The organism is Pseudomonas sp. BF-B-15, assembly GCF_019946675.1.
Lineage (GTDB): Bacteria > Pseudomonadota > Gammaproteobacteria > Pseudomonadales > Pseudomonadaceae > Aquipseudomonas > Aquipseudomonas migulae.
Window position 1 is genome coordinate 26,218 of the sequence record NZ_JAGYFZ010000008.1, and the last position, 23,367, is coordinate 49,584.

Consider the following 23,367-nt stretch of genomic DNA (forward strand, 5'->3'; position numbering starts at 1 on the left):
GATCGTTCTCCTTGAAATAGGGTGGTTCAGACCGCGACCTTGTGATCCTGCAGTCCTGGACTGCTGACGCGGTAAATACCGATCTCACCTAACAGATTAGGCCATAGCTTACTGGCCCACCCGTGCCGATGCTGTTGATCCACGGCAAGCCGATCAATGACCTTGGCTTCACGTTCGCGGCAAAGTGCTTCAAAGTCTTCGAAAGTGCAAAAGTGGATGTTCGGCGTGTTGTACCAGGTGTACGGCAGAAACTCGGACACCGGCATCCGGCCCTTGCTCGCCAGGTACCAGCGGCAGCGCCAGTGACCGAAGTTGGGGAAGGTGATGATGCATTGGCGACCGACCCGCAGCATTTCGTCGAGGATCTTGTCCGGGTAGTGCACGGCTTGCAGCGCCTGGGTCATGACCACGACGTCGAAACTGTTGCTGGCAAAGTTGCCCAGGCCCTTGTCCAGGTCCTGCTCGATCACGTTGATGCCCTTGGCCACGCACTCGGCGATGTTGTCCGGGTCGTTTTCCAGGCCGTAGCCGGTGACTTGCTTGTTGTCGCGCAGCCACGTCAGCAGCTCGCCGTCACCGCAACCGAGGTCGAGCACGCGGCTGCCGGCGGGGATCCATTCCTGGATGATTTCCAGATCAGCTCTCATGGCTTTCTCACAACGTAATGCGGTTCATGTAATTGCCGAATGCCTGCAGATAGCGCGGGATCGGAATCAGGAAGGCGTCGTGGCCTTGCGGAGCGTCGATCTCGAGGTAGCAGACGTCTTTCTTGGCCGCCATCAGCGCGTCCACCAGTTCCCGCGAGCGGGCCGGGGAGAAGCGCCAGTCGGTGGTGAAGGACATCACGCAGAACTTGGCCGAAGCGCCGGCGAAGGTTTTCGCCAGGTCATCGTCGAAGTTTGCCGCCGGGTCGAAGTAGTCCAGCGCCTTGGTCATCAGCAGGTAGGTGTTGGCATCGAAACGCCCGGAGAACTCTTCGCCCTGATAACGCAGGTAGCTTTCAACCTGGAACTCGACGCTGTGGAAGTCGTAGTTGAGCTTTTCGCTCTTCAGGCCGCGGCCGAATTTTTCGCCCATCGAGTCATCGGACAGATAAGTGATGTGCCCGACCATCCGCGCCAGCATCAAGCCGCGCTTGGGGATCACGCCCGCTTCCTGGAACGAACCACCGTGGAATTCGGGGTCGGTGAGGATTGCCTGGCGTGCGACTTCGTTGAAGGCGATGTTCTGTGCCGACAGCTTCGGTGCCGAGGCAATGGCCAGGCAGTGACGAATGCGATCGGGGTAGGTGATGCTCCATTGCATCGCCTGCATGCCGCCGAGGCTGCCACCAATCACGGCGGCCCATTGGCTGATGCCGATCCGGTCGGCCAGGCGCGCCTGGCTGTGCACCCAGTCTTCCACGGTCAGCACCGGGAAATCGGCGCCGAACGGCTTTCCGGTTTCCGGGTTGACGCTGCTCGGGCCCGTGGAGCCGTTGCAACCGCCGAGGTTGTTCAGGCTGACCACGAAGAACTTGTTGGTGTCGATCGGCTTGCCGGGGCCGATGCAGCTGTCCCACCAACCGGGTTTGCGGTCGTCGGGGCTGTGGAAGCCGGCGGCGTGATGGTGCCCGGACAAGGCGTGACAGATCAGCACGGCGTTGCTCGCCGTGGCGTTCAGCGTGCCGTAGGTTTCGTAAATCAGGTCATACGCTGGGAGCGAACGGCCACAGGCCAGGGCCAGGGGTTCACTGAAGTGCGCCACTTGCGGCGTCACCAGACCAACAGAATCGGCGGGAAAGGCAGTTGGCATCGACCCTGCTCTCGTTGAAATGAGGCGTAAGTCTAAAGACCGGTGGGGTTAGCGGCAAGCAAAGGCCGGGCCTGATTTCATTCAGTTGAACCGAGGCGCTACATTCGCGGGCAAGCCTCGCTCCTACAGGTAATGTGTCGTTCGCCAATATCGCGATCGACTCTAAATCTGTAGGAGCGAGGCTTGCCCGCGAAGAACGATGACGCGGTATCAGATCAGCCCGAGCAAACCCTGCGGCATCAGGGCAAAGTACGCCAGCCGCGGAATCAGCCAGCTTTGCAGCAACTGGATCACGATAAACGCGAAGATCGGCGAGATATCGAGGCCGCCCAGGTTCGGAATGATCCGGCGGAACGGGGCCAGTACCGGTTCAGTAATCTGCGCGACCAGTTCGGCGCCCGGATTGTGGCTACCCGGCGCGACCCAGGACAGAATCACGCTGATGATCATCGCCCAGAAAATAATATTCAAAAACAGCGAGAACAGCGCAATCAGCGCCCACGGCACCAGCAGCACCCAATCGACCATGAAGCCTTTGAGCGACACGATGACCGCGATCAGCAGCATCTGCACGATCAGCGCCAGCACCAGCGAGGACATGTCCAGCCCGAACATGCTCGGGATGACCCGGCGCAGCGGCTTGAGCAGCGGCTGGGTAGCCTTGACGATGAACTGGCAGAGCGGGTTGTAGAAGTTCGCCCGGACCAGTTGCAGGATGAAGCGCAACAGCACAATCAGCAGGTACAGGCTGCCCAGGGTCTTGATGATGAAAATGGCAGCGTCGTTGAGTCCTAGCATCATTTATTCCTTTGTAAGGGCTGATTAGCGACCGAGCTGCTCAGCCATCTCGGCCGAGCGGTGCGCAGCGGCGCCGAGTGCTTTTTCTACCAGCGCTTCGAAGCCGCCAGCCTGGAACGATTTGATTGCAGCTTCTGTGGTGCCCGCCGGCGATGTCACACGGCGACGCAGTTCAGCCGCGTCGACATCGCTGGCAACCGCCATTTGTGCGGCGCCCAAGGCAGTTTGCAGGGTCAGTTGGGCAGCGATGTCCGCCGGCAGGCCGAGCTTCACGCCGGCGGCGGTCATGGCTTCGATCAACAGGAAGAAGTACGCCGGGCCCGAGCCGGAGACGGCGGTGACGGCGTCCAGTTGCTGCTCTTCATCCAGCCACAAGGCGATGCCCACGGCCGACAGCAGTTCTTGCGCCTGTTGGCGCTGTTCTGCGGTGACTTCGGCGGTGGCGAACAAACCACTCACACCCTGACGCAGCAGCGCCGGGGTATTGGGCATGCAGCGCACGATCGGTTGCGCGCCGAGCCAGTTGTTCATGCTGGCGCAGGTGATGCCGGCGGCGATGGACACCACCAGTTGATCCGGTTTCAAGCTCGGGCGAATCGCTTCGCACACGGCTTTCATCGCTTGCGGTTTGACCGCCAGAACGACCACGTCGGCGCCTTGAATGGCCTCGGCGTTGTCAGCGAATACTTCGATGCCGTGTTCGGCGTTCACTTTGGCACGGGTTTCTGCGCCCGGATCGCTGGCGCGGATCTGCGCGGCGTCCAGACCTTTGGCGCGCAGGCCGCCGATCAGGCTGGCAGCCATGTTGCCGGCACCGATAAAGGCAATACGAGTTTTGCTCATGTCAGGTCCTTATAAATAGAAGAGTCGGCCATGGGTTCAAGGCTGACCGTAGTCGCGGGCGCCAAACAGGGCCGTACCGATGCGGACCCAAGTGGCGCCTTGGGCGATGGCCGACTCAAGGTCGTGGCTCATGCCCATGGAAAGTGTGTCGAGCGGCAGGTTCAGGCTGGCTTGCAGGCTTTGCACGGCAGCAAAAGCGGCGTCCTGGGCGGCGCGATCTTCCGTCGGCTCGGGAATCGCCATCAGCCCGCGCAGCTTGATGCGCGGCAGTTCGCTGATGGCGTTGGCCAGGGCCGGCAGGTCGGCCGGGGTGCAGCCGGATTTGCTGGCCTCACCGCTGACATTGACCTGGATGCAGATGTTCAGTGGCGGCAGATCGGCAGGACGTTGTTCGGACAGGCGTTGTGCGATTTTCAAGCGATCCACGGAATGCACCCAAGCGAAGTGCTCGGCGATAGCGCGAGTCTTGTTCGATTGAATGGGGCCGATGAAGTGCCAGATCAAGGGCAGGTCGGCCAATTCGAGCTGTTTGCCCAGGGCTTCCTGCAGGTAGTTCTCGCCAAAGTCGCGCAGGCCGGCGGCATGCGCTTCGCGCAGGGCCTCGGCGGGCTTGGTCTTGCTCACGGCCAGGAGCTGAACGCTGTGTTCGTCACGGTGGGCGGCGAGGGCTGCAGCCCGGATGCGTGAACTAACCAGGGCTATGTTGTCTGCTATCGTGGACATTCAAGAGGCGCCAGCGGGTCTGAGGTTGGCGGCATTCTACTGGAATTGAGGAGTGCTATGGATATCACTGAACTGCTGGCGTTCAGCGCCAAACAAGGAGCGTCCGACTTGCACCTGTCGGCAGGCCTGCCACCGATGATTCGCGTCGACGGCGATGTGCGGCGCATCAATCTGCCAGCCCTGGATCACAAGGAAGTTCAGGAGCTGGTCTACGACATCATGAACGACACCCAGCGGGTGGATTTCGAGAAACACCTGGAAACCGACTTTTCCTTTGAGGTGCCCGGCGTTGCGCGTTTCCGGGTCAATGCGTTCAACCAGAGCCGTGGCGCCGGCGCGGTGTTCCGGACCATTCCGTCGAAGGTCCTGAGCATGGAGGACCTCGGGATGGGGGAAGTGTTTCGCAAGATTACCGACTCCCCCCGTGGCCTGGTGCTGGTCACCGGCCCGACCGGTTCCGGCAAGTCCACCACCCTGGCGGCGATGATCGACTACCTGAACAACCACCGTCATCACCACATCCTGACCATTGAAGACCCGATCGAATTCGTCCACGAATCACGCAAATGCCTGATCAATCAGCGCGAAGTCCATCGCGATACCCGTAGCTTCGCCACAGCCTTGCGCTCGGCGTTGCGGGAAGACCCGGACGTGATTCTGGTGGGCGAGATGCGTGATCTGGAGACTATTCGCCTGGCGCTGACGGCTGCCGAGACTGGCCATCTGGTGTTCGGCACGTTGCACACCTCGTCGGCGGCAAAAACCATCGACCGGGTGGTGGACGTGTTTCCGGGGGATGAGAAGGCAATGGTGCGTTCGATGCTGTCCGAGTCGCTGCTGGCGGTGGTGTCGCAGACGCTGGTGAAGAAAATTGGCGGCGGACGGATCGCGGCGCACGAAATCATGCTGGGAACGTCGGCGATTCGTAACCTGATCCGCGAGGACAAGGTGGCGCAGATGTACTCGTCGATTCAGACCGGTGGGAATCTGGGGATGCAGACGCTGGATATGTGCTTGAAGGAGTTGGTGACCAAGGGCTTGATCAGCCGCGAGCATGCGCGGGATAAGGCGCGGTCGCCGGATAATTTTTGACCAGTCCGGAAACGCCATCGCGAGCAGGCTCGCTCCCACAGGTGATCGCATTCACATGTGGGAGCGAGCCTGCTCGCGATGGGGGCATCAGGTTCAAAGCAAAATCCCGGGTTGGGCCCGGGATTTTCAAATCAACGCTGAACAACCTGCAGCGTGTTCTTCTCTTTAGGCAGAACCCGCTTGGCAACCACGTAGTGGCTTTCCCAGTACGGTTTCTTCAAGGTGTCGATGGTCACCGACTTGCCACGGCGTGGTGCGTGGATGAAGCGGTCGTTGCCCAGGTAGATGGCAACGTGATTGACCCGGCGGCTCTTGATGTTGAAGAAAATCAGGTCACCCGGCTTCAGGTCGCCGCGTTCGACTTTCTCGCCATGACCGCTGGCCATGGCGTTCGAGGTGCGCGGCAGGTCAAATGTGGCGTCGTTGAACGCGTATTTCACCAAGCCGCTGCAATCGAACCCTTTACTTGGGCTACTGCCGCCCCAACGGTAAGGTGTACCGAGGACGTTGACGGCACGGCTCAGCACATTACTGCTTTCCTTGGTCGCCATCGGCGGGACAAGCTTGCTGTTGGCTTTGCTCAGCGAAGTCGGTTGCTTGGCAGTTTGTTTGTTTTTGCTCGAAGGAGCAGAAACATGGGATTTTGGGGTGTAACCATTAACGTTAGGAAGACGTTGCTCACGATTGGTGGCGTGGGCGGCCAGTGGCATCAAAAGGCAAATGGTTAGCCATGTCTTGAAAAATGGACGCATTAGGCAAGGCTCGTGTTGGTTAGCGCGAAACTTTATAACAGCTTTTTTTGTCATTCCGAGGCCGTTGGTCGATTCAACCTGGCGGTCAACGGAGCCCAATACGCGGCAAATAGACGCAATTGTCGGACAGAAGTCAGGTGCTATAAGGGTTTGACGGGAGACACGGTAGCATTTGCCATGCGTCGGCCACCTGTAAAAAAGTCACAAAGAATTCAAGAATATTTATCTATCGTGTGATTCGAGGCCATTCATGAACACCTATCGACACCCCGTTCCACATCAAGATACCCACAGCAAAGTGATCGGTTACCTGCTGTGGATTTTCGGTTTTACCGGTGCTCACCGCTTTTATTACGGCAAACCGGTGACCGGGACGATCTGGTTTTTCACCCTGGGTTTACTGGGTATCGGCTGGCTGATCGACGTGTTCCTGATCCCGGCCATGGATCGTGAAGCGGACCTGCGTTTCACCTCCGGGCCTATCGAATACAACGTTGCGTGGATTCTGCTGACGTTTCTGGGCGTGTTCGGCGTGCACCGGATGTATCAGGGGAAGTGGATCAGCGGGTTGCTGTACCTGGTGACGGGCGGGTTGTTCTTTCTGGGGGTTTTGTATGACTTCTGGACGCTGAATGATCAGGTTTCCGTGCGTAACGCGCAGAATCGCGGCACTTTCCAGTAAGTCATCGCTAGCAGGCTAGCTCCCACAGGGGATTTGTGTAATTCACAGATCCTGTGTGGGAGCTAGCCCTGCTAGCGATTGGGACAACGCGGTCTTAAGCCTGGTGGCTAATCCGCCCATCCACCAGCGTGTAACGCACCACGCCCGGCAAGCTATGCCCAATGAACGGGCAGTTCTCACCCTTGGACAACCAGGTTTCACCGGCCACGGTCGAAGCCGCCGGATCGAACAGCACAATATCCGCCGCACCACCCACCGCCAGTTTCCCCGCCGGCAAGCGCAAGGCTTGCGCAGGCCCGGCACTCAGGCGTGCCAGCAACGTCGGCAGGTCGAGCAACCCGTCTTCCACCAGCGTCATCGCCAGCGGCAGCAACAGCTCAACGCTGCTGATCCCCGGCTCAGTCGCACCGAACGGCGCCAGTTTGGCGTCCCGTTCATGGGGCTGGTGATGACTGGAAATCGCCGAAACCACCCCGGACTTCACCGCCTCACGCAAGCCATCACGGTCGGCGCGGGTGCGCAGCGGCGGCTGGACGTGATAGAGGCTGCTGAAGTCGATCAGCGCTTCATCGGTCAGGATCAGCTGGTACAGGGCGACATCCGCCGTCACCGGCAATCCGCGCGCCTGGGCCTGAGCAATCAGGGCCACGCCGCGAGCGCTGGTCAGCTGGCTGAAGTGCGCGCGCACGCCACTTTGCTCGACCAGCAACAGATCACGGGCCAGCGCCACGGTTTCTGCGGTTTCCGGGATACCCGGCAAGCCGAGGAAACTGGCGGTCGGGCCTTCATGCGCCAAGCCACCTTCGGCCAGATCATGGTCCTGGGAGTTGAAAATCACCGTCAGGTCAAAAGTCGCCGCGTACTCCAGCGCCCGGCACAGGGTGCGGGTGTTGCGGAAGCTTTCCAGACCGTTGCCGAAGGCTACGCAACCGGCATCGCGCAACGCCACGAGCTCGGCCAGTTGCTCGCCGTCCAGGCCTTTGCTCAGGGCGCCAATCGGGAACACCTTGGTGTTGCCGGCCTCGCGGGCGCGGTCGAGGATCAGTTCGGCCACGGCCGAGGTGTCCAGCACCGGTTTGGTCTTCGGCGGGCAGCACAGGCTGGTCACGCCACCGGCAGCGGCGGCGCGGGTTTCGCTGACGATCGAGCCTTTACGGCTGTAGCCCGGCTCGCGCAGGGCGACGTTCAGGTCAACCAGCCCCGGTGCGGCCACCAGGCCTTGGGCGTCGATGGTATCGACGGCAACAAAACCGGCGGGTGCGGCGCCAAGGGCGACGATCTTGCAGGCTTCGATGTGGATATCAGTCACTTGATCCAGCCCGCTGACTGGATCGATCACGCGGGCGCCGAGAATGCTGAGCTTCACTGAACGTTCTCCTGCTCGAATTGGCGCTGGGCAGTCTGCCCGCTCATGGCCATGGACAGCACGGCCATACGAATCGCGATGCCGTAGGTTACCTGGTTGAGAATCACCGAATGCGGACCGTCGGCCACCGCCGACTCAATCTCAACGCCCCGGTTGATTGGCCCCGGGTGCATGACGATGCAGTCCGGTTTGGCCCCGGCCAGGCGCGCGGTGGTCAGGCCGAACAGGCGATAGAACTCGCCCTCGCTCGGCAGCAGGCCGCCGGTCATGCGTTCGCGTTGCAGGCGCAACATGATCACCACGTCGACGTCTTTCAGGCCTTCGGTCATGTCGGTGTAGACCTTCACGCCGTATTGCTCGATGCCGATCGGCAGCAGGGTTTTCGGCGCGATCACGCGGATGTCCGGGCAGCCGAGGGTTTTCAGCGCCAGCATGTTCGAGCGCGCCACCCGCGAGTGCAGGATGTCGCCGACGATGGCCACGGACAGGTTTTCGAAGCTGCCTTTGTGCCGACGGATCGTCAGCATGTCGAGCATGCCTTGGGTCGGGTGCGCGTGACGGCCGTCGCCGCCGTTGATGATCGCCACTTGCGGGCACACGTGTTCGGCGATGAAGTGCGCGGCGCCGGAATCACCGTGGCGCACGACGAACATGTCGGCGGCCATGGCTTCCAGGTTGCGCAGGGTGTCGAGCAGGGTTTCACCCTTGCTCGCCGACGATGTCGAGACGTTGAGGGTGATCACGTCCGCCGACAAGCGCTGGGCCGCCAGTTCGAAGGTGGTGCGGGTGCGGGTGGAGTTCTCGAAGAACACGTTGCACACGGTCTTGCCGCGCAGCAACGGGACTTTCTTCACTGCCCGGGCGCCAACTTCGAGGAACGAGTCGGCGGTGTCGAGGATTTCCGTCAGCAGCTCGCGGCGCAAGCCGTCGAGCGAGAGGAAGTGGCGCAGCTGGCCCTGATCATTGAGCTGCAGCGGGCGCTTGGTTTCTAGAGGCGTCATCGCGAGGGGGACTCTCAATAGGGCGAATTAAAGGGCGAGGTCTTGCAGTTCGAGCTTGAGTTCCGGACCGGACAGCTTCACGCGCTCGTGGGCGGCCAGCGATAACGTCGCGCCGACCACGTTCGGGCGGATCGGCAGCTCGCCGGCGTCCAGGTCCAGCAGGCACACCAGCGTCACGCTGGCCGGGCGGCCGTAGTCGAAGAGTTCGTTCATCGCGGCGCGGATGGTGCGACCGCTCATGAGTACGTCGTCGATCAGCACCAGGTCCTGGCCTTCGATCTCGAACGGCAGCGCCGAAGGGCGCACCTGCGGGTGCAGGCCGTTCTGGCTGAAATCGTCACGGTAGAAAGACACGTCCAGTGTGCCGAGCGGCGCGTCGCTGCCCAGTTCTTCGAGCAACGCCTGGGCAACCCAGACGCCGCCGGTACGAATACCGATGTAGCGCGGTTCGCTGATGCCACGGTGTTCCAGATGTGCCTTGAGACGGATCGCCATCTGGCTGATCAGTTCGGCGGGATTGGGCAGGCTCATGGTTGCTCCTTCTTGGGCCCGGGCCGGGTGCTGCTGGCGGTGGCTCGGGTTGTCGCTATAGAGAGTCGCTTGTTACGGCTCTTCAGGATTCGAACAGTGCGCTGTTTTCATCGAGCCAGCCTTGCAGCAGCAGGGCGGCGGCGATGGCATCGACCGGGTTGTCGCGGTAACTGCCCTTTTGCCCGCCGCGATCACGTCGTTCGCCCTTGGCTTCAAACGTGGTCAGGCGTTCATCGTGGGTATAGAAGGGCAGGTTGTAGCGGCCGTTGAGGCGGCGGGCGAACTTCTCGGCGCGCAGGCACATGTCGCTGGGCGTGCCGTCCATATTGAGCGGCAGGCCGACCACCACGGCATCGGGTTTCCACTCTTTGATCAGCGCTTCGACCTGATTCCAGTCGGGCACGCCGTTTTGTGCCTTCAAGGTGCACAGCTCGCGGGCCTGGCCGGTAATCACCTGGCCGACCGCCACGCCGATCTGTTTGGTGCCGTAGTCGAAACCCAGAATCAGCCGCAGGGCCATCAGGCGTGTCCCGCCTGGCTGGTGAGCAGGCTGAGGTTGACGCCCAAGTGCTTGGCCGCTGCTTCGAGGCGCAGTTCGCTGCTGGTGTTGAACAGGATGTCGGCATCGAACGGGCAGGTCAGCCAGGCGTTCTGCGCCAGTTCGGCCTCAAGTTGTCCGGCTTCCCAGCCTGCGTAACCGAGGGCGATCAGGCTTTTTGCCGGGCCGACGCCATCGGCGATGGCGAACAATACGTCCTGGGAGGTGGACAACGAGAGGTCGCCTTCCAGATCAACGGTCGCCTGAAATTGCTTGCCCGAGGGGTGCAGGACAAAACCGCGATCAGTCTGCACTGGGCCGCCGATGAAGATCGGCACATGCTGGCAGAGCAGCGGCGGCTCGATATTGGGGCGCAATTGCTCGAGGATATCGGCCAGATTCAGGTCTTGCGGACGGTTGACCACCAGCCCCATCGCACCATTGGCCGTGTGCTCGACGATGTAGGTCAAGGTGTGGGCAAAGTTCGGGTCGGCCATGTGAGGCATGGCGATCAGGAAGTGATGCTTGAGGTAGCTTGGGCTGACGTTCTTCATGAGCGCTAGTGTGGCGTTGGAGGGGCGAACTGACAAGCTGGGGATGCACAGGAAATGCCTGCGTGGGTGTCTTTTTGATGTCTGTTTGCTTGAGGGCCTCTTCGCGGGCAAGCCTCGCTCCTACAGGTTTTGCATGTTCCGCAAACCTGTAGGAGCGAGGCTTGCCCGCGAAGGCGTCGGTCAAAACAACCGCAATCCTTCGGTCAGTTGCTGGAGAGGCGATCCCCGCGTGCAAATTTCCAGGTGCGGATGATTTCCAGTCGGTCGATGTCCGACAAATCCCCGGTAAACGGCGAAAACGGCGCAGCCAGCCGCACAATTCGCTGCGCTGCCTGATCCAGCAGCGGTTGCCCGGACGACTCCAGTACCAATACTTCAAAAAGCGAGCCGTCGCGGTTGATCGAGACCATCAAGCGCAAATTGCCGTAAATCTGTTTACGCCGCGCTTCATCCGGATAATTGAGGTTACCGATGCGCTCGACCTTTTTGCGCCACTCATCCTTATACCAGGCGCCTTTGTCGCGCATGGTCGAGGCCGCGCTCAGGCGGTGGATACGCGGGCGCTTGGCGTACAGCTGCTGTTCGTTGGCCAGTTCCGCTTCGAGGCTGGCGATGTCGCTGGACAGCTGTTCACTGTCGAACGTCGGCGCGGCGATGGCGGGTTTGGTGGGAGGTTTGGGCTCTTCGGTCTTGGCCGCAGCTTTCTTCGGCTTCGGTGCGACGGTGGTCACGGCAGCCTTGGGCGCTGCTTCCTGGACTTCAGGCTTGGCGGCCGGCGGTGGCGTGACTTTTTGCACCTTGTTGTCCTGGAACGGCGCGACCTCGGTGGTCTTGGGAATCGCCTTTTTATCCAGGGTGCCGCTGCCTTCCTGATTTTCCTGCGCGAGGAAGTCGGCCTTCGCCGGTTTCTTTTCGCTCTTGAAGGTGGCGAGGGTGATTTCCAGGGTTTTGCTGATTTGTTTGGGTTCGACCATCGTAAAGCCGACGCCCAACAGCAAGGCCAGGTGAATCAACGCCGCTAGAAACAGGGTAAATCCGAGGCGATCAGCCGGGCGCACGCCACGATGGGCGAGTTCAGCGGGCAGATCGGACGGAAGTGTCATGACAAGAAAACCAACATCGCGTTTTTCAGAGGCCGCGCATGATAGCGCAATGTTGGTTTCATCTTGGGTGTTCTATATCAACGGGCCTTGAGCTTCTGATCGATGGCATCCATCAACAGGCCGCCGATGTCGGTGCCGAACGCGTTATCAATCTCGCGAATGCAGGTCGGGCTGGTGACGTTGATTTCCGTCAGGTGCTCGCCGATCACGTCGAGACCCACGAACAGCAGGCCTTTCTCGCGCAGGGTCGGGCCGACCTGGGCGGCGATCCAGCGATCCTTGTCGCTCAGCGGACGGGCTTCGCCACGACCACCGGCGGCGAGGTTGCCGCGGGTTTCGCCGGCCGCCGGAATCCGCGCCAGGCAATAATCCACCGGCTCGCCGTCGATCATCAGGATGCGTTTGTCGCCGTCCTTGATCGCCGGCAGGTACGCCTGGCCCATGATCTGCTGGGTGCCCAGCGCGGTCAGGGTTTCCAGGATCACCGACAGGTTCGGGTCACCTGCGCGGTGACGGAAAATCGAGGTGCCGCCCATGCCGTCCAGCGGCTTGAGGATCACATCGCCATGTTTGGCCGCGAACTCACGCAGCACGTCGGCGCGGCGGCTGACCACGGTCGGCGGCGTGCACTGCGGGAACAATGTGGCGAACAGTTTTTCATTGCAGTCACGCAGGCTCTGCGGCTTGTTGACCACCAGCACGCCCGCGCGCTCGGCTTGCTCGAGCAGATAAGTGGAGTAGACGAACTCCATGTCGAACGGCGGATCCTTGCGCATCAGGATCACGTCCAGATCGCTCAGCAGCGCGTCGGTCTCGTCTTCCAGCTCGAACCATTTTTCCGGGTTGGCAAAAACTTTCAGCGGCCGCATCCGCGCCCGGGCTTCACCTTCGCCTTGATACAAGTCGCGCTGTTCCATATAGAACAGTTCCCAGCCGCGCTTCTGTGCGGCCAGCAGCATGGCCAGCGAGCTATCCTTTTTATAGGAGATGCTGGCAATGGGATCCATGACAATCCCGACGCGAACGCTCATGGGTTTTTCCTCTGAAGTGGGGGAGGCCTGTGTAAGTCCCCTGTAGGAGCGAGCCTGCTCGCGATGGACTTCAGGACACCGCGCTTATCCTGCTGGCACGCGTCATCGTTGACGACCATCGCGAGCAGGCTCGCTCCCACAAAAGATCAATCCAAAGGACCGTATAAAAGTGGCGTCAGAGTGGCGCTGAGTGTGTTCCCGGTCAAGGAAAAACCACTTCAAAGGACGCCCGATAGATTGCATTTGGAGACTGTGCTAAAAAGGCTGCCATGTCGTGCTGGCCCTTGAGTATCAAGGGTTTCAAGCCGCCGGTAACCGGAAAACGGACAATTTGATTCGCAAAGGCGACGGTAGAGCATTTATGGGCCAGCATTCCAGCGCCTTGAAGGTCATGGTGATCGACGATTCGAAGACGATTCGTCGCACCGCCGAAACGCTGTTGAAGAATGTGGGTTGTGAAGTCATTACGGCCATCGATGGTTTCGATGCGCTGGCGAAGATTGCCGATCATCATCCCGGCATCATCTTTGTCGACATCATGATGCCGCGTCTGGATGGCTATCAGACCTGCGCTTTAATCAAGAACAACAGTGCGTTCAAGTCCACGCCAGTGATCATGCTGTCGTCCAAGGACGGGTTGTTCGACAAGGCCAAGGGGCGCATCGTCGGCTCCGACCAGTTTTTGACCAAGCCTTTCAGCAAGGAAGAACTGCTTAACGCGATCCAGGCCCATGTACCGGGCTTCGCCGCCGTTTTGCCGCAGTAGGACACGCACAGTGACGCTCGGCCAGCGGGCCCGGCGTCGACAAGAATGGGGAAAACCATGGCACGTATTCTGATCGTCGATGATTCGCCGACCGAAATGTACAAACTGACCGGCATGCTGGAAAAGCACGGTCATGAAGTGTTGAAAGCCGAAAACGGCGCCGACGGCGTGGCCCTGGCCCGTCAGGAAAAACCCGACGCCGTGCTGATGGACATCGTCATGCCCGGCCTCAACGGTTTCCAGGCGACCCGTCAGTTGACCAAAGACCCGGAAACCGGGCACATCCCGGTGATCATCATCACCACCAAGGATCAGGAAACCGACAAGGTCTGGGGCACGCGCCAGGGCGCCAAGGATTACCTGACCAAACCGGTCGACGAAGACACCCTGATCAAAACCCTGAACAACGTGCTGGCCGGTTGATCACCCGACCATGACCGAGTCGTTGACCGCCTTCGAACTGCTGCTGCAGATCGACCAGCGCTGTCGTCTGCTGGCGGCGGATCTGCCGTCGCAGCCAACCCGACAGGACAGTTGGAGCGGCATCGGTTTTCGTTTGGGCGAGGCGTGGTACGTCGCGCCGATGGGTGAAGTCAGCGAAGTCCTGCATGAACCGCGCTTCACCCAGTTGCCGGGGGTCAAGCCTTGGGTCAAGGGCGTGGCCAACCTGCGTAGGCGTTTGCTGCCGATGATGGATTTGAGTGCCTTCTTCGGGCACGAATTATCGGCGGTACGCAAGCAGCGGCGGGTGCTGGTGGTGGAGCATAACGAGGTGTTTGCCGGGTTGATGGTCGATGAGGTGTTCGGCCTTCAGCACTTTGCCCAGGACAGCCTGGAGCCGGTGGATAACTTGAGTGGCCCGATTGCACCGTTCATCAAGGGCCGGTTTCAGCGTGAGCAGAATTGGCAGGTGTTCAGCCCGTTTGCGCTGGTGCGGTCGCAAAGCTTCATGCACGTAGCGCTGTAAACGCGGCAACGCCGATCCTGTAGGAGCGAGGCTTGCCCGCGAAGAACGATAACGCGGTATTCCTGCAAGACCGCTTCGCCTGCTTCGCGGGCAAGCCTCGCTCCTACAGGGGCTTGGGTGAATTGGGTAGTACAGGCGAGGACCGATGATAAAAGCTAAAACAGGCAAGCCAGAAGGATCGCGCAGCCGCTCGCAGATCATCGCGCTGTTCATCGCGCTGATTGTCTTCATCATGCTGCTGTTCGCCAACTTCGCTTACCTCAACACCCAGGCCTCGTACGATAAACAGTACATCGGCCACGCCGGTGAGCTGCGCGTGCTGTCCCAGCGCATCGCCAAAAACGCCACTGAAGCCGCCGCCGGCAAGGCCGCGGCGTTCAAGTTGCTCAGCGATGCGCGCAACGATTTCGCCCAGCGCTGGGGTTATCTGAAGAAGGGCGACCCTTCCACCGGGCTGCCGCCGGCACCGTCCGCCGTGCGCCCGGAAATGCGCGCCGTGCAGCTGGATTGGGAGCGCGTGCTGAAAAACACCGACGCGATCCTATCCAGCGAACAGACGGTTTTGTCGCTGCATCAAGTCGCCGCCACCCTCGCTGAAACCGTGCCGCAGTTGCAGGTCGAGTACGAAAAAGTCGTCGAAATACTCCTGCAACGCGGCGCGCCCGCCGCTCAGGTGGCGATGGCCCAGCGTCAGTCGTTGTTGGCCGAACGTATCCTCGGCGCGGTAAACACCGTGCTGTCCGGCGACGAAAATTCGCAACAGGCCGCCGACGCGTTTGGCCGCGACGCCGCGCGTTTCGGCCTGGTGCTCACGGGTATGCTCCAGGGCAATCCGGCACTGAAAGTCAGCCAGGTCGAAGACCACGATGCCCGTGCCCGCTTGATCGAGATTTCCGAGCTGTTCGAATTCGTCTCGGGTTCGGTGGATGAAATCCTCGAAACCTCGCCGGAACTGTTCAAGGTCCGCGAATCGGCGACCAACATATTCAGCCTGTCGCAAACCCTGCTCGACGAAGCCTCGCACCTGGCCTCCGGGTTCGAAAACCTCGCCAGCGGGCGCAATACAGACACCATTGGTGGCTACGTACTGGGTCTGGCGGCGCTGATGTCGATCATCCTTATCGGGATGGTGATGGTGCGCGAGACCAATCGTCAGTTGCGCGAAACCGCCGAGAAGAACGAGCGCAACCAGAACGCGATCATGCGCTTGCTCGACGAAATCGAAGACCTGGCTGACGGCGACCTGACCGTGACCGCTTCGGTGACCGAAGACTTCACCGGGACCATCGCCGATTCGATCAACTATTCCGTGGACCAGCTGCGCGATCTGGTGGCGACGATCAACCTCACCGCCGGCCAGGTCGCCGCCGCCGTGCAGGAAACCCAGGCCACCGCCATGCACCTGGCGCAGGCCTCGGAGCATCAGGCGCAACAAATCAGCGAAGCCTCCACCGCGATCAACGACATGGCGCAGTCCATCGATCAGGTGTCGGCCAACGCCGCCGAATCCTCGGCGGTGGCCGAGCGCTCGGTGGAAATCGCCAACAAGGGCAACGAGGTGGTGCACAACACCATCCACGGCATGGACAACATTCGCGAGCAGATCCAGGACACCGCCAAACGTATCAAGCGCCTGGGCGAGTCTTCGCAAGAGATCGGCGACATTGTCAGCCTGATCGATGACATTGCCGACCAGACCAACATTCTTGCACTCAACGCCGCGATCCAGGCCTCCATGGCCGGTGATGCCGGGCGCGGTTTTGCGGTGGTGGCCGACGAGGTGCAACGGTTGGCCGAGCGCTCGTCCGCCGCGACGCGGCAGATCGAAACCCTGGTGCGGGCGATCCAGGCCGACACCAACGAAGCGGTGATTTCCATGGAGCAGACCACCACCGAAGTGGTGCGTGGCGCGCGTCTGGCGCAGGATGCCGGTGTGGCTCTGGAAGAAATCGAAGGCGTGTCGAAAACCCTCGCGGCGTTGATCCAGAGTATTTCCAACGCGGCACAACAGCAGACGTCTTCGGCCGGGCAGATTTCCCTGACGATGAACGTGATCCAGCAGATCACCACGCAGACCTCGTCCGGTTCCACCGCCACGGCCGAGAGCATCGGCAACCTGGCGAAAATGGCCAGCCAGCTGCGACGTTCGGTGTCCGGTTTCACCTTGCCGGCCGCCAAGGCGCAGACTGTGGATAAAGTGTGAGGCGCCCGAGGGCGTTCGAACGATGAACGGAGTGGTTATGGGTGATCGGCACGACTATGTGGCCCTCGAGTGGGTCAAAGGCGAGATTGCCGAAACACTGAAAGTGGCTCACCAGGCGATTGAAACGTTGCTTGATGACCCTCAGGCGACGCACGCCCTCAGTGAATGCCTGGCGTGCATCCATCAGGTTCACGGCAGCTTGCAGATGGTCGAGTTCTACGGCGCGGCCCTGCTCGCCGAAGAAATGGAACAACTGACCGCCGCCTTGCAGCAGAACCGCGTCATCCATCGCGACGAGGCGATCCACTTGTTGCTGCAAGCGATCGGTCAACTGCCGATCTATCTCGACCGCGTACAAGGCGCGCGCCGCGACCTGCCGCTGGTGGTGTTGCCGTTGATCAACGACCTGCGCAGTGCCCGTGGCGAAAGCCTGTTATCGGAAACCAGCCTGTTCACCCCGCAATTACCGGACTTGCCGCCACTGGATGACGAGGCGCTGGCGCTGCTGGAGCCGGCGGACCTGCCGAACGTGCTGCGCAAATTGCGCCAGATGTTGCAGATGGCCCTGGTCGGGTTGCTGCGCGAGCAGGATGACGACACCCATCTCGGTTACCTGAGCACCGTATTTTTACGCCTCGAAGGGCTGTGCGGAAATGCGCCGCTGAGCCCGTTGTGGCACGTTGCCTCGGCGCTGGTCGAAGGCATGCGCGGCGGCTCGATCGCCAACAGCCCGGCCCTGCGCAGCCTGTTCAAGGACGCCGACAAAGAACTCAAGCGCCTGCTTGAACAGGGCATGTGCGCGATCAATCAGCCGGCGCCGCCGGAGTTGCTCAAGAGTTTGCTGTTTTACATCGCCAAAGCCGAACACCCCACCGGGCAGATGCTGACCATGAAAGATCGCTATGGACTGGACGATGCGCTGCCTGACAGCGCGATGGTCGACGAAGAACGGGCGCGGCTGGCCGGCCCAGATCGCGATGCCATGCGCTCGGTGCTGGCCGCGCTGTGCGAAGAACTGGTGCGGGTCAAGGAACGCCTCGACCTGTTCGTGCGCAGCGACCGCCAGCATGCCTCAGACCTCGATAGCTTGCTGGCACCCTTGCGGCAAATCGCCGACACCCTGGCGGTGCTCGGTTTTGGTCAGCCGCGCAAGGTCATCATCGATCAGCTCGCGGTGGTGTTGAGCCTCGCTCAGGGGCAACGCGAACCCAACGACGCGATCCTGATGGATGTCGCCGGCGCCTTGCTCTACGTCGAGGCGACACTCGCCGGGATGGTCGGCACGGTCGAGCCGGAGAGCCAGGAAGACAGCCGCTTGCCGACCACCGACCTGACGCAGATCCACCAGATCGTGATCAAGGAAGCACGCATCTGCCTGCAACAGGCCAAGGACATGATCGTCGACTACATCGACGCCGACTGGGACCGCCAGCATTTGCAACCGTTGCCGGCCTTGCTCACTCAGGTGCGCGGCGCGCTGGCGATGATCCCGCTGAGCCGTGCGGCGAGCCTGATCGACGCCTGCAATCACTTTATCCGCGAGCATCTGCTGCTCGACCCGGACCAGCCTGGCTGGCAGGCGCTGGACAGCCTGGCCGACGTCATCACCAGCATCGAGTATTACCTTGAACGTCTGAGCGACGACGCTGAAGCGTCCGGTGAACAATTGCTCGACGTTGCGGAAAAGAGCCTGGCAGCGCTCGGCTTTTTCCCCAGTGAACACAATGTCCCTGTGCTGGATGAAGTGCTAAGCCCGAGTGAGGCGCAGGTGATGCAGGACCAGCAGGAACTGGACGATCCCGACGTCGTCCAGACCCTGGCCGATGTCCTCGCCAACCCGGTGTCGGCGGTCAATCCACCCGCCCTGAATACGCCGGGCAGCCTGTTGCCACCGCCTCCGGGTGAAGAACCGGTGGACGATGAACTGCGCGAAGTCTTCCTCGAAGAAACTGACGAGGTCCTGGAAATCCTCCGGGAATACTTGCCGCGCTGGGCGGCCAACCCCGAGAGCGAATCGACCCTGGGCGAACTGCGCCGAGCTTTCCACACCCTCAAAGGCAGTGGCCGGATGGTGCGCGCGCTGGTGCTGGGTGAACTGGCGTGGGCCGTGGAAAACCTGCTCAACCGCGTGCTGGAACGCAGCGTTGAACCGGGGCCGGCGGTGCAGCAATTGCTCGGCGATGTATTGAACCTGCTGCCGGAGCTGGTGGCTGAATTTGCCGGCAATGCTCAGCGTCAGCGCAACGACGTCGACCAATTGGCCGCCCGCGCACACGCACTCGCCAAGGGTGACAAGCCGTTGGCCGATGAGGACGTGCAGGATGTCGCCGCCCTCGATCCGTTGCTGCTGGAGATCTTCCGCAACGAAGCCGAAACCCATCTGGCCAGCCTCAACCGCTTCCTCGATCAGGCCGCCGAACATGTGCCGTTGCAGGCCAGCGACGAACTGCAACGTGCCTTGCACACGCTCAAAGGCAGCGCGTCGATGGCCGGCGTGTTGCCGATTGCCGAGCTGGCGACGCCGCTGGACAAACTGGCTCGTGAATACAAGGCGCACCTGATCGCGCTGGACCTCGACGAAGTCGAACTGCTGCTGGAGGCCGAAGGCGTGTTCCGCGTCGGGCTGCGACAGCTCAAGGTCGATCCGTTGGCCGAGATTCCCGGGGCCCGTTCGTTGATCGAAAGAACTCAGGCGCTGCTGGCTGAACGCCTGGAAGCCCTGTTGAGCACGCCGAGCATGGCGCTCAGAACCAAGCGCGATCCGCAGTTGATCAACAATTTCCTGGCCCAGGGCATGGACATCCTGCTGGACGCCGAAAGCCTGTTGCAGCGTTGGCAGCAGCACCCCGGTGAACGTCAGGAACTCAGCGCGCTTCTGGATGAATTGACCACCCTCGGCGAAGGCGCGCACCTTGCCGATCTGCATCCGGTGGATGAGCTCTGCGAAGCCTTGCTCGATCTCTACGGCGCCGTGGAAGAAAGCAGCCTGGCGGTCAGCGAGGCGTTTTTCCATGAGGCGCAAAGTGCCCACGAAGCGCTGATCAACATGCTCGACGAACTCGCGGCCGGTCAGGAAGTCAGCCCGCAACCGGAGCGCATCCGGGCCTTGCGCGGCTTGCTCGATGAGAGCCTCGACCCATCGGCCATGGGCCTGATCCGCAGCGACGGCAGCCGCACCCTGAGCATTCGCGAACTAAGCAGCGCCACCGCCGAACTGGCACAAACCCCTGTAGGAGCCGGCTTGCCGGCGATGGACTCACAGGCGCCGCATTCATCCAGTGAAAACGCGTCATCGTTAACGACCATCGCCGGCAAGCCGGCTCCTACAGTGGACAGCGCTGTTGATCTCGACGACGAGATCGTTTCGATCTTCCTCGAAGAAGCGGTGGACATCCTCGAAAGCGCCGGTCAGGCCTTGCAGCGCTGGCTGAAAGACCCGGACAACGCCGCGCCGTTGCTGTCGTTGCAGCGGGATCTGCACACGCTCAAGGGCGGTGCGCGTATGGCCGAAGTCGAGCCGGTCGCAGGCCTCGCCCATGAGCTGGAAAGCCTTTACGAAGGGCTTGTCGATCGCCGTTACTGCCACAACGAAACCCTGGCGCAGCTGTTGCAGCAGAGCCATGACCGACTGGCGCAACTGCTTGAGCAATTGCAGCACCACAAGCCACTGGGGGATCCGGGTGAGCTGATCGAAGCCATTCGCCAGTTCCGCCAAGGCAACGCCAGTGCGCCAGAAGTCGCCGAGCCTGTGCGGGCCGAGGACTCGCCGGGGCATGATCCGGAGTTGCTGGAGATCTTCCTCGAGGAAGGTTTCGACATCATCGAAAACTCCGGCGCGGCGCTGGTTCGCTGGCAGGCCGAACCTGCCAATCGTCAGGAAATGGAAACTCTGCTGCGCGATCTGCACACCCTCAAGGGCGGTGCGCGGATGGTGGAAATCGGCCCGATCGGCGACCTCGCCCATGAGCTGGAATTTCTCTACGAAGGCTTGTCCGCCGGTGTGTTGAAACCGACCGCCGCGCTGTTCGGCCTGCTGCAAAGCAGCCATGACCGACTGGCGCAGATGCTCGACGCGACCCGCGCCGGTCAGCCGTTGCCACCAGCGGATCGGCTGATCGATGCGATCAGGAATTTCAGCCATCCGGAAGTGCTGGAAACACCCGTTGCCACACCGGTTGCACCCAAGGTCGAGCCGCTTGCGCCACAAGCCGATACCGGTGCCGACATGGTCAAGGTCTCGGCGGAACTGCTCGACGATCTGGTTAACCTGGCCGGGGAAACTTCGATCTTCCGTGGTCGCATCGAACAGCAGGTCAACGATGCGCGCGTGGCGCTGAACGAAATGGAAACCACCATCGAGCGCATGCGCGACCAATTGCGCCGGCTCGATACCGAAACCCAGGGCAGGATTCTCAGCCGCCAGCAAGTCGACGCTGAACGCTCGGGCTACGAAGAATTCGACCCGCTGGAAATGGACCGTCACTCGCAGTTGCAGCAGCTGTCGCGGGCGCTGTTCGAATCCGCATCCGACCTGCTTGACCTCAAGGAAACCCTCGACCGGCGCAATCAGGACGCGGAGAACCTGCTGCAACAGCAAGGCCGCATCAACACCGAATTGCAGGAAGGCCTGATGCGCTCGCGCATGGTGCCGTTCGAGCGGATGTTGCCGCGCTTGAAGCGCATCGTCCGCCAGGTCTCCAGCGAGCTGGGCAAGGAGGTGGAATTCGTGGTCGGCAACGCCGAAGGCGAGATGGACCGCAACGTCCTCGAACGCATGGCCGCGCCGCTGGAACACATGCTGCGCAACGCGGTGGACCATGGTCTCGAATCCGCAGACGTGCGCATCGCGGCCGGAAAACCGGCGCAAGGGCGGATCACCCTCGACCTGTCCCGCGAGGGCGGCGACATCATTTTCGACATCCGCGACGACGGCGCCGGCGTGCCGCTGGACGCGGTGCGGCGCAAGGCAGTCAAGCGCGGGTTGCTCGCCGCTGACAGCGACATCAGCGACCGCGACGTGCTGCAGTTCATCCTGCAGCCGGGGTTTTCCACGGCCGAGAAAATCACCCAGATTTCCGGGCGTGGCGTGGGCATGGACGTGGTTCATGAAGAAGTCCGGCAACTCGGCGGCACGATGAGCATCGACTCTGTGGCGGGGCAGGGCGTGCATTTTCGCATTCGCCTGCCGTTCACCGTGTCGGTCAACCGGGCGCTGATGGTGCAGTGCGCTGAGGATCAATATGCGATCCCGCTGAACACCATCGACGGCATCGTGCGTGTGTTGCCCAACGAACTCGAAGGGCATTACCGGCTCGATCCGCCGACCTACAAATACGCCGGGCAGCACTATGAACTGTGTTACCTCGGTGAACTGCTGAAAACCAGTACACGCCCGAAACTGCTGGGCCAGAGCCTGCCGTTGCCGGTGTTGCTGGTGCAATGCAACGAGCGCCACATCGCGGTGCAGGTCGATGCCATGGCCGGCACCCGCGAGATTGTGGTGAAAAGCCTCGGCCCACAATTTGCGGCGGTGCAGGGTTTGTCCGGGGCGACGATTCTGGGCGATGGCCGCGTGGTGCTGATTATCGATCTGCTGGCGCCGATCCGCGCGATGCAGGCGCAGGTGCCGCAACGACGGCTGCTTCAAGACCCCGAACCCGAGCCGCACAAGCCCTTGCTGGTCATGGTGGTCGACGACTCGGTCACCGTGCGCAAGGTCACCAGTCGTTTACTCGAACGCCACGGCATGAACGTGCTGACGGCCAAGGACGGCGTCGATGCCATGCTGCTGCTCGAAGATCACATGCCGGACCTGATGCTGCTGGACATCGAAATGCCGCGCATGGACGGTTTCGAAGTCGCCACCCAAGTGCGCGCCGACGAGCGACTGCAACACCTGCCGATCATCATGATCACCTCGCGCACCGGCCAGAAACACCGCGACCGCGCCATGGCCATTGGCGTCAACGACTACCTCGGCAAGCCGTATCAGGAATCGGTGCTGCTCGAAAGCATCGCCCTGTGGAGCAAAACCCATGCTTGAACATCGCACCAGCAACCTCACCGGGCTGCTGTTGCCCCTGGCTGACCGCAACCTGATTTTGCCCAACGTCGCGGTGGCGGAGTTGATCGACTATCAGCCGGGGGCGTTCGATCTCGATACGCCGCCGTGGTACCTGGGGCGGGTTAGCTGGCGGGAGCGGCAGATTCCGTTGCTCAGTTTTGAGTCGGCATGCGGCGATAAAATCGTCATTGGCGAGCGCGCGCGGATCGTGATTCTCAATGCCCTCGGCGGGCGACCGGAGCTGAAATTCATCGCGTTGCTGGTGCAGGGGATTCCTCGCTCCTACAAGCTCGACAGCCAGCTCAGCTATGTGGATGTGCCGTTGTGTGCGCTGGAACAGGCGGCGGTGCAGGTGGGTGATCAAGTGGCCAAAGTGCCTGACTTGCTGGCGCTGGAGGAGTTGCTTGTGAGTGCCGGGCTGGTCTGACTGGCCCCTTCGCGGGCAAGCCTCGCTCCTACAATGGATCGGGGCGCACACAAACCCCCTGTAGGAGCGAGGCTTGCCCGCGAAGGCGTCCGTCCTGCCAACCATTACCCTGACCGTAACGATCCGTCTCTC

General features: G+C 61.4%; 22 protein-coding genes. 8 read left to right on the top strand and 14 right to left on the bottom strand.

The genetic code is table 11. From position 1 onward, the window contains the following. Positions 1 to 26: 26 nt before the first annotated feature. From metW to KGA97_RS04395, 5 genes are all read right to left on the bottom strand, one after another. Positions 27 to 647, bottom strand: coding sequence for a methionine biosynthesis protein MetW (gene metW / locus KGA97_RS04375; protein ID WP_008026169.1), 621 nt, complete (start codon positions 645 to 647; stop codon positions 27 to 29). Positions 648 to 654: 7 nt separating this feature from the next. Then, positions 655 to 1,794, bottom strand: a complete 1,140-nt coding sequence (metX, locus tag KGA97_RS04380; RefSeq protein ID WP_008036684.1) for a homoserine O-succinyltransferase MetX — start codon at positions 1,792 to 1,794, stop codon at positions 655 to 657. 210 nt (positions 1,795 to 2,004) lie between these two features. Next, a complete protein-coding gene (locus KGA97_RS04385) occupies positions 2,005 to 2,592 on the bottom strand; it encodes a YggT family protein (RefSeq protein WP_192227547.1) in 588 nt (195 codons plus the stop codon). A 24-nt stretch (positions 2,593 to 2,616) separates the two neighbouring features. Further along, positions 2,617 to 3,435, bottom strand: a complete 819-nt coding sequence (gene proC, locus KGA97_RS04390) for a pyrroline-5-carboxylate reductase (RefSeq protein ID WP_223480260.1) — start codon at positions 3,433 to 3,435, stop codon at positions 2,617 to 2,619. A 36-nt stretch (positions 3,436 to 3,471) separates the two neighbouring features. Continuing rightward, positions 3,472 to 4,158 carry a YggS family pyridoxal phosphate-dependent enzyme gene (locus KGA97_RS04395; RefSeq protein ID WP_008026178.1) on the bottom strand — a complete coding sequence of 229 codons (687 nt, stop codon included), beginning with the start codon at positions 4,156 to 4,158 and terminating at the stop codon, positions 3,472 to 3,474. A 57-nt stretch (positions 4,159 to 4,215) separates the two neighbouring features. On the opposite strand from KGA97_RS04395, the gene KGA97_RS04400 reads away from it, so the two are divergent. Continuing rightward, on the top strand, positions 4,216 to 5,250 hold the full coding sequence (locus tag KGA97_RS04400; protein ID WP_223480261.1) for a type IV pilus twitching motility protein PilT: 1,035 nt from the start codon (positions 4,216 to 4,218) through the stop codon (positions 5,248 to 5,250). A gap of 131 nt (positions 5,251 to 5,381) precedes the next feature. On the opposite strand, the gene KGA97_RS04405 is transcribed toward KGA97_RS04400, so the two are convergent. After that, positions 5,382 to 6,002 (bottom strand): C40 family peptidase, encoded by a 621-nt coding sequence (locus tag KGA97_RS04405; RefSeq protein ID WP_008036675.1) that lies wholly within the window; start codon positions 6,000 to 6,002, stop codon positions 5,382 to 5,384. 250 nt (positions 6,003 to 6,252) lie between these two features. On the opposite strand from KGA97_RS04405, the gene KGA97_RS04410 reads away from it, so the two are divergent. After that, positions 6,253 to 6,684 carry an NINE protein gene (locus KGA97_RS04410; RefSeq protein WP_223480262.1) on the top strand — a complete coding sequence of 144 codons (432 nt, stop codon included), beginning with the start codon at positions 6,253 to 6,255 and terminating at the stop codon, positions 6,682 to 6,684. Positions 6,685 to 6,778: 94 nt separating this feature from the next. On the opposite strand, the gene KGA97_RS04415 is transcribed toward KGA97_RS04410, so the two are convergent. The 8 genes from KGA97_RS04415 to KGA97_RS04450 all read right to left on the bottom strand — a co-directional run bounded on the left by KGA97_RS04415 (position 6,779) and on the right by KGA97_RS04450 (position 13,181). Then, positions 6,779 to 8,050 carry a dihydroorotase gene (locus tag KGA97_RS04415; RefSeq protein ID WP_008026186.1) on the bottom strand — a complete coding sequence of 424 codons (1,272 nt, stop codon included), beginning with the start codon at positions 8,048 to 8,050 and terminating at the stop codon, positions 6,779 to 6,781. Beyond that, positions 8,047 to 9,051: an aspartate carbamoyltransferase catalytic subunit gene (locus KGA97_RS04420; RefSeq protein ID WP_008026189.1), complete on the bottom strand. Its 1,005-nt coding sequence runs from the start codon at positions 9,049 to 9,051 to the stop codon at positions 8,047 to 8,049. The genes KGA97_RS04415 and KGA97_RS04420 overlap by 4 nt, the downstream gene beginning before the upstream one ends. Before the next feature lie 27 nt (positions 9,052 to 9,078). Further along, the gene (gene pyrR, locus KGA97_RS04425; RefSeq protein WP_008026190.1) at positions 9,079 to 9,582 is read right to left on the bottom strand and encodes a bifunctional pyr operon transcriptional regulator/uracil phosphoribosyltransferase PyrR; all 504 of its coding nucleotides are present in this window, start codon (positions 9,580 to 9,582) and stop codon (positions 9,079 to 9,081) included. Between the two features lie 82 nt (positions 9,583 to 9,664). Next, a complete protein-coding gene (ruvX, locus tag KGA97_RS04430) occupies positions 9,665 to 10,102 on the bottom strand; it encodes a Holliday junction resolvase RuvX (protein ID WP_007945492.1) in 438 nt (145 codons plus the stop codon). Continuing rightward, positions 10,102 to 10,674, bottom strand: coding sequence for a YqgE/AlgH family protein (locus KGA97_RS04435; protein ID WP_032832312.1), 573 nt, complete (start codon positions 10,672 to 10,674; stop codon positions 10,102 to 10,104). The genes ruvX and KGA97_RS04435 overlap by 1 nt, the downstream gene beginning before the upstream one ends. A gap of 203 nt (positions 10,675 to 10,877) precedes the next feature. Beyond that, complete coding sequence (locus KGA97_RS04440) at positions 10,878 to 11,777, bottom strand: energy transducer TonB (protein WP_223480263.1); 900 nt, start codon at positions 11,775 to 11,777, stop codon at positions 10,878 to 10,880. Positions 11,778 to 11,854: 77 nt separating this feature from the next. Further along, complete coding sequence (gshB, locus tag KGA97_RS04445; RefSeq protein ID WP_008026199.1) at positions 11,855 to 12,808, bottom strand: glutathione synthase; 954 nt, start codon at positions 12,806 to 12,808, stop codon at positions 11,855 to 11,857. Between the two features lie 202 nt (positions 12,809 to 13,010). Then, positions 13,011 to 13,181 (bottom strand): hypothetical protein, encoded by a 171-nt coding sequence (locus tag KGA97_RS04450; protein WP_157214348.1) that lies wholly within the window; start codon positions 13,179 to 13,181, stop codon positions 13,011 to 13,013. Between KGA97_RS04450 and pilG the strand changes: the two genes are divergently transcribed. From pilG to KGA97_RS04480, 6 genes are all read left to right on the top strand, one after another. Then, positions 13,170 to 13,574, top strand: a complete 405-nt coding sequence (pilG, locus tag KGA97_RS04455; protein ID WP_008026200.1) for a twitching motility response regulator PilG — start codon at positions 13,170 to 13,172, stop codon at positions 13,572 to 13,574. The two genes, KGA97_RS04450 and pilG, sit on opposite strands and share 12 nt — an antisense overlap. A gap of 57 nt (positions 13,575 to 13,631) precedes the next feature. After that, positions 13,632 to 13,997 (top strand): twitching motility response regulator PilH, encoded by a 366-nt coding sequence (pilH, locus tag KGA97_RS04460; protein ID WP_007897961.1) that lies wholly within the window; start codon positions 13,632 to 13,634, stop codon positions 13,995 to 13,997. 10 nt (positions 13,998 to 14,007) lie between these two features. Further along, positions 14,008 to 14,541, top strand: a complete 534-nt coding sequence (locus tag KGA97_RS04465) for a chemotaxis protein CheW (RefSeq protein ID WP_223480264.1) — start codon at positions 14,008 to 14,010, stop codon at positions 14,539 to 14,541. Positions 14,542 to 14,686: 145 nt separating this feature from the next. Continuing rightward, a complete protein-coding gene (locus tag KGA97_RS04470) occupies positions 14,687 to 16,744 on the top strand; it encodes a methyl-accepting chemotaxis protein (RefSeq protein WP_008026203.1) in 2,058 nt (685 codons plus the stop codon). A gap of 37 nt (positions 16,745 to 16,781) precedes the next feature. Continuing rightward, entirely contained in the window at positions 16,782 to 22,787 is a 6,006-nt protein-coding gene (locus KGA97_RS04475; RefSeq protein ID WP_223480265.1) for an Hpt domain-containing protein, read from the top strand. Beyond that, positions 22,780 to 23,235, top strand: coding sequence for a chemotaxis protein CheW (locus KGA97_RS04480; RefSeq protein ID WP_008026207.1), 456 nt, complete (start codon positions 22,780 to 22,782; stop codon positions 23,233 to 23,235). Before KGA97_RS04475 ends, KGA97_RS04480 begins: the two co-directional genes overlap by 8 nt. Positions 23,236 to 23,367 lie beyond the last annotated feature (132 nt).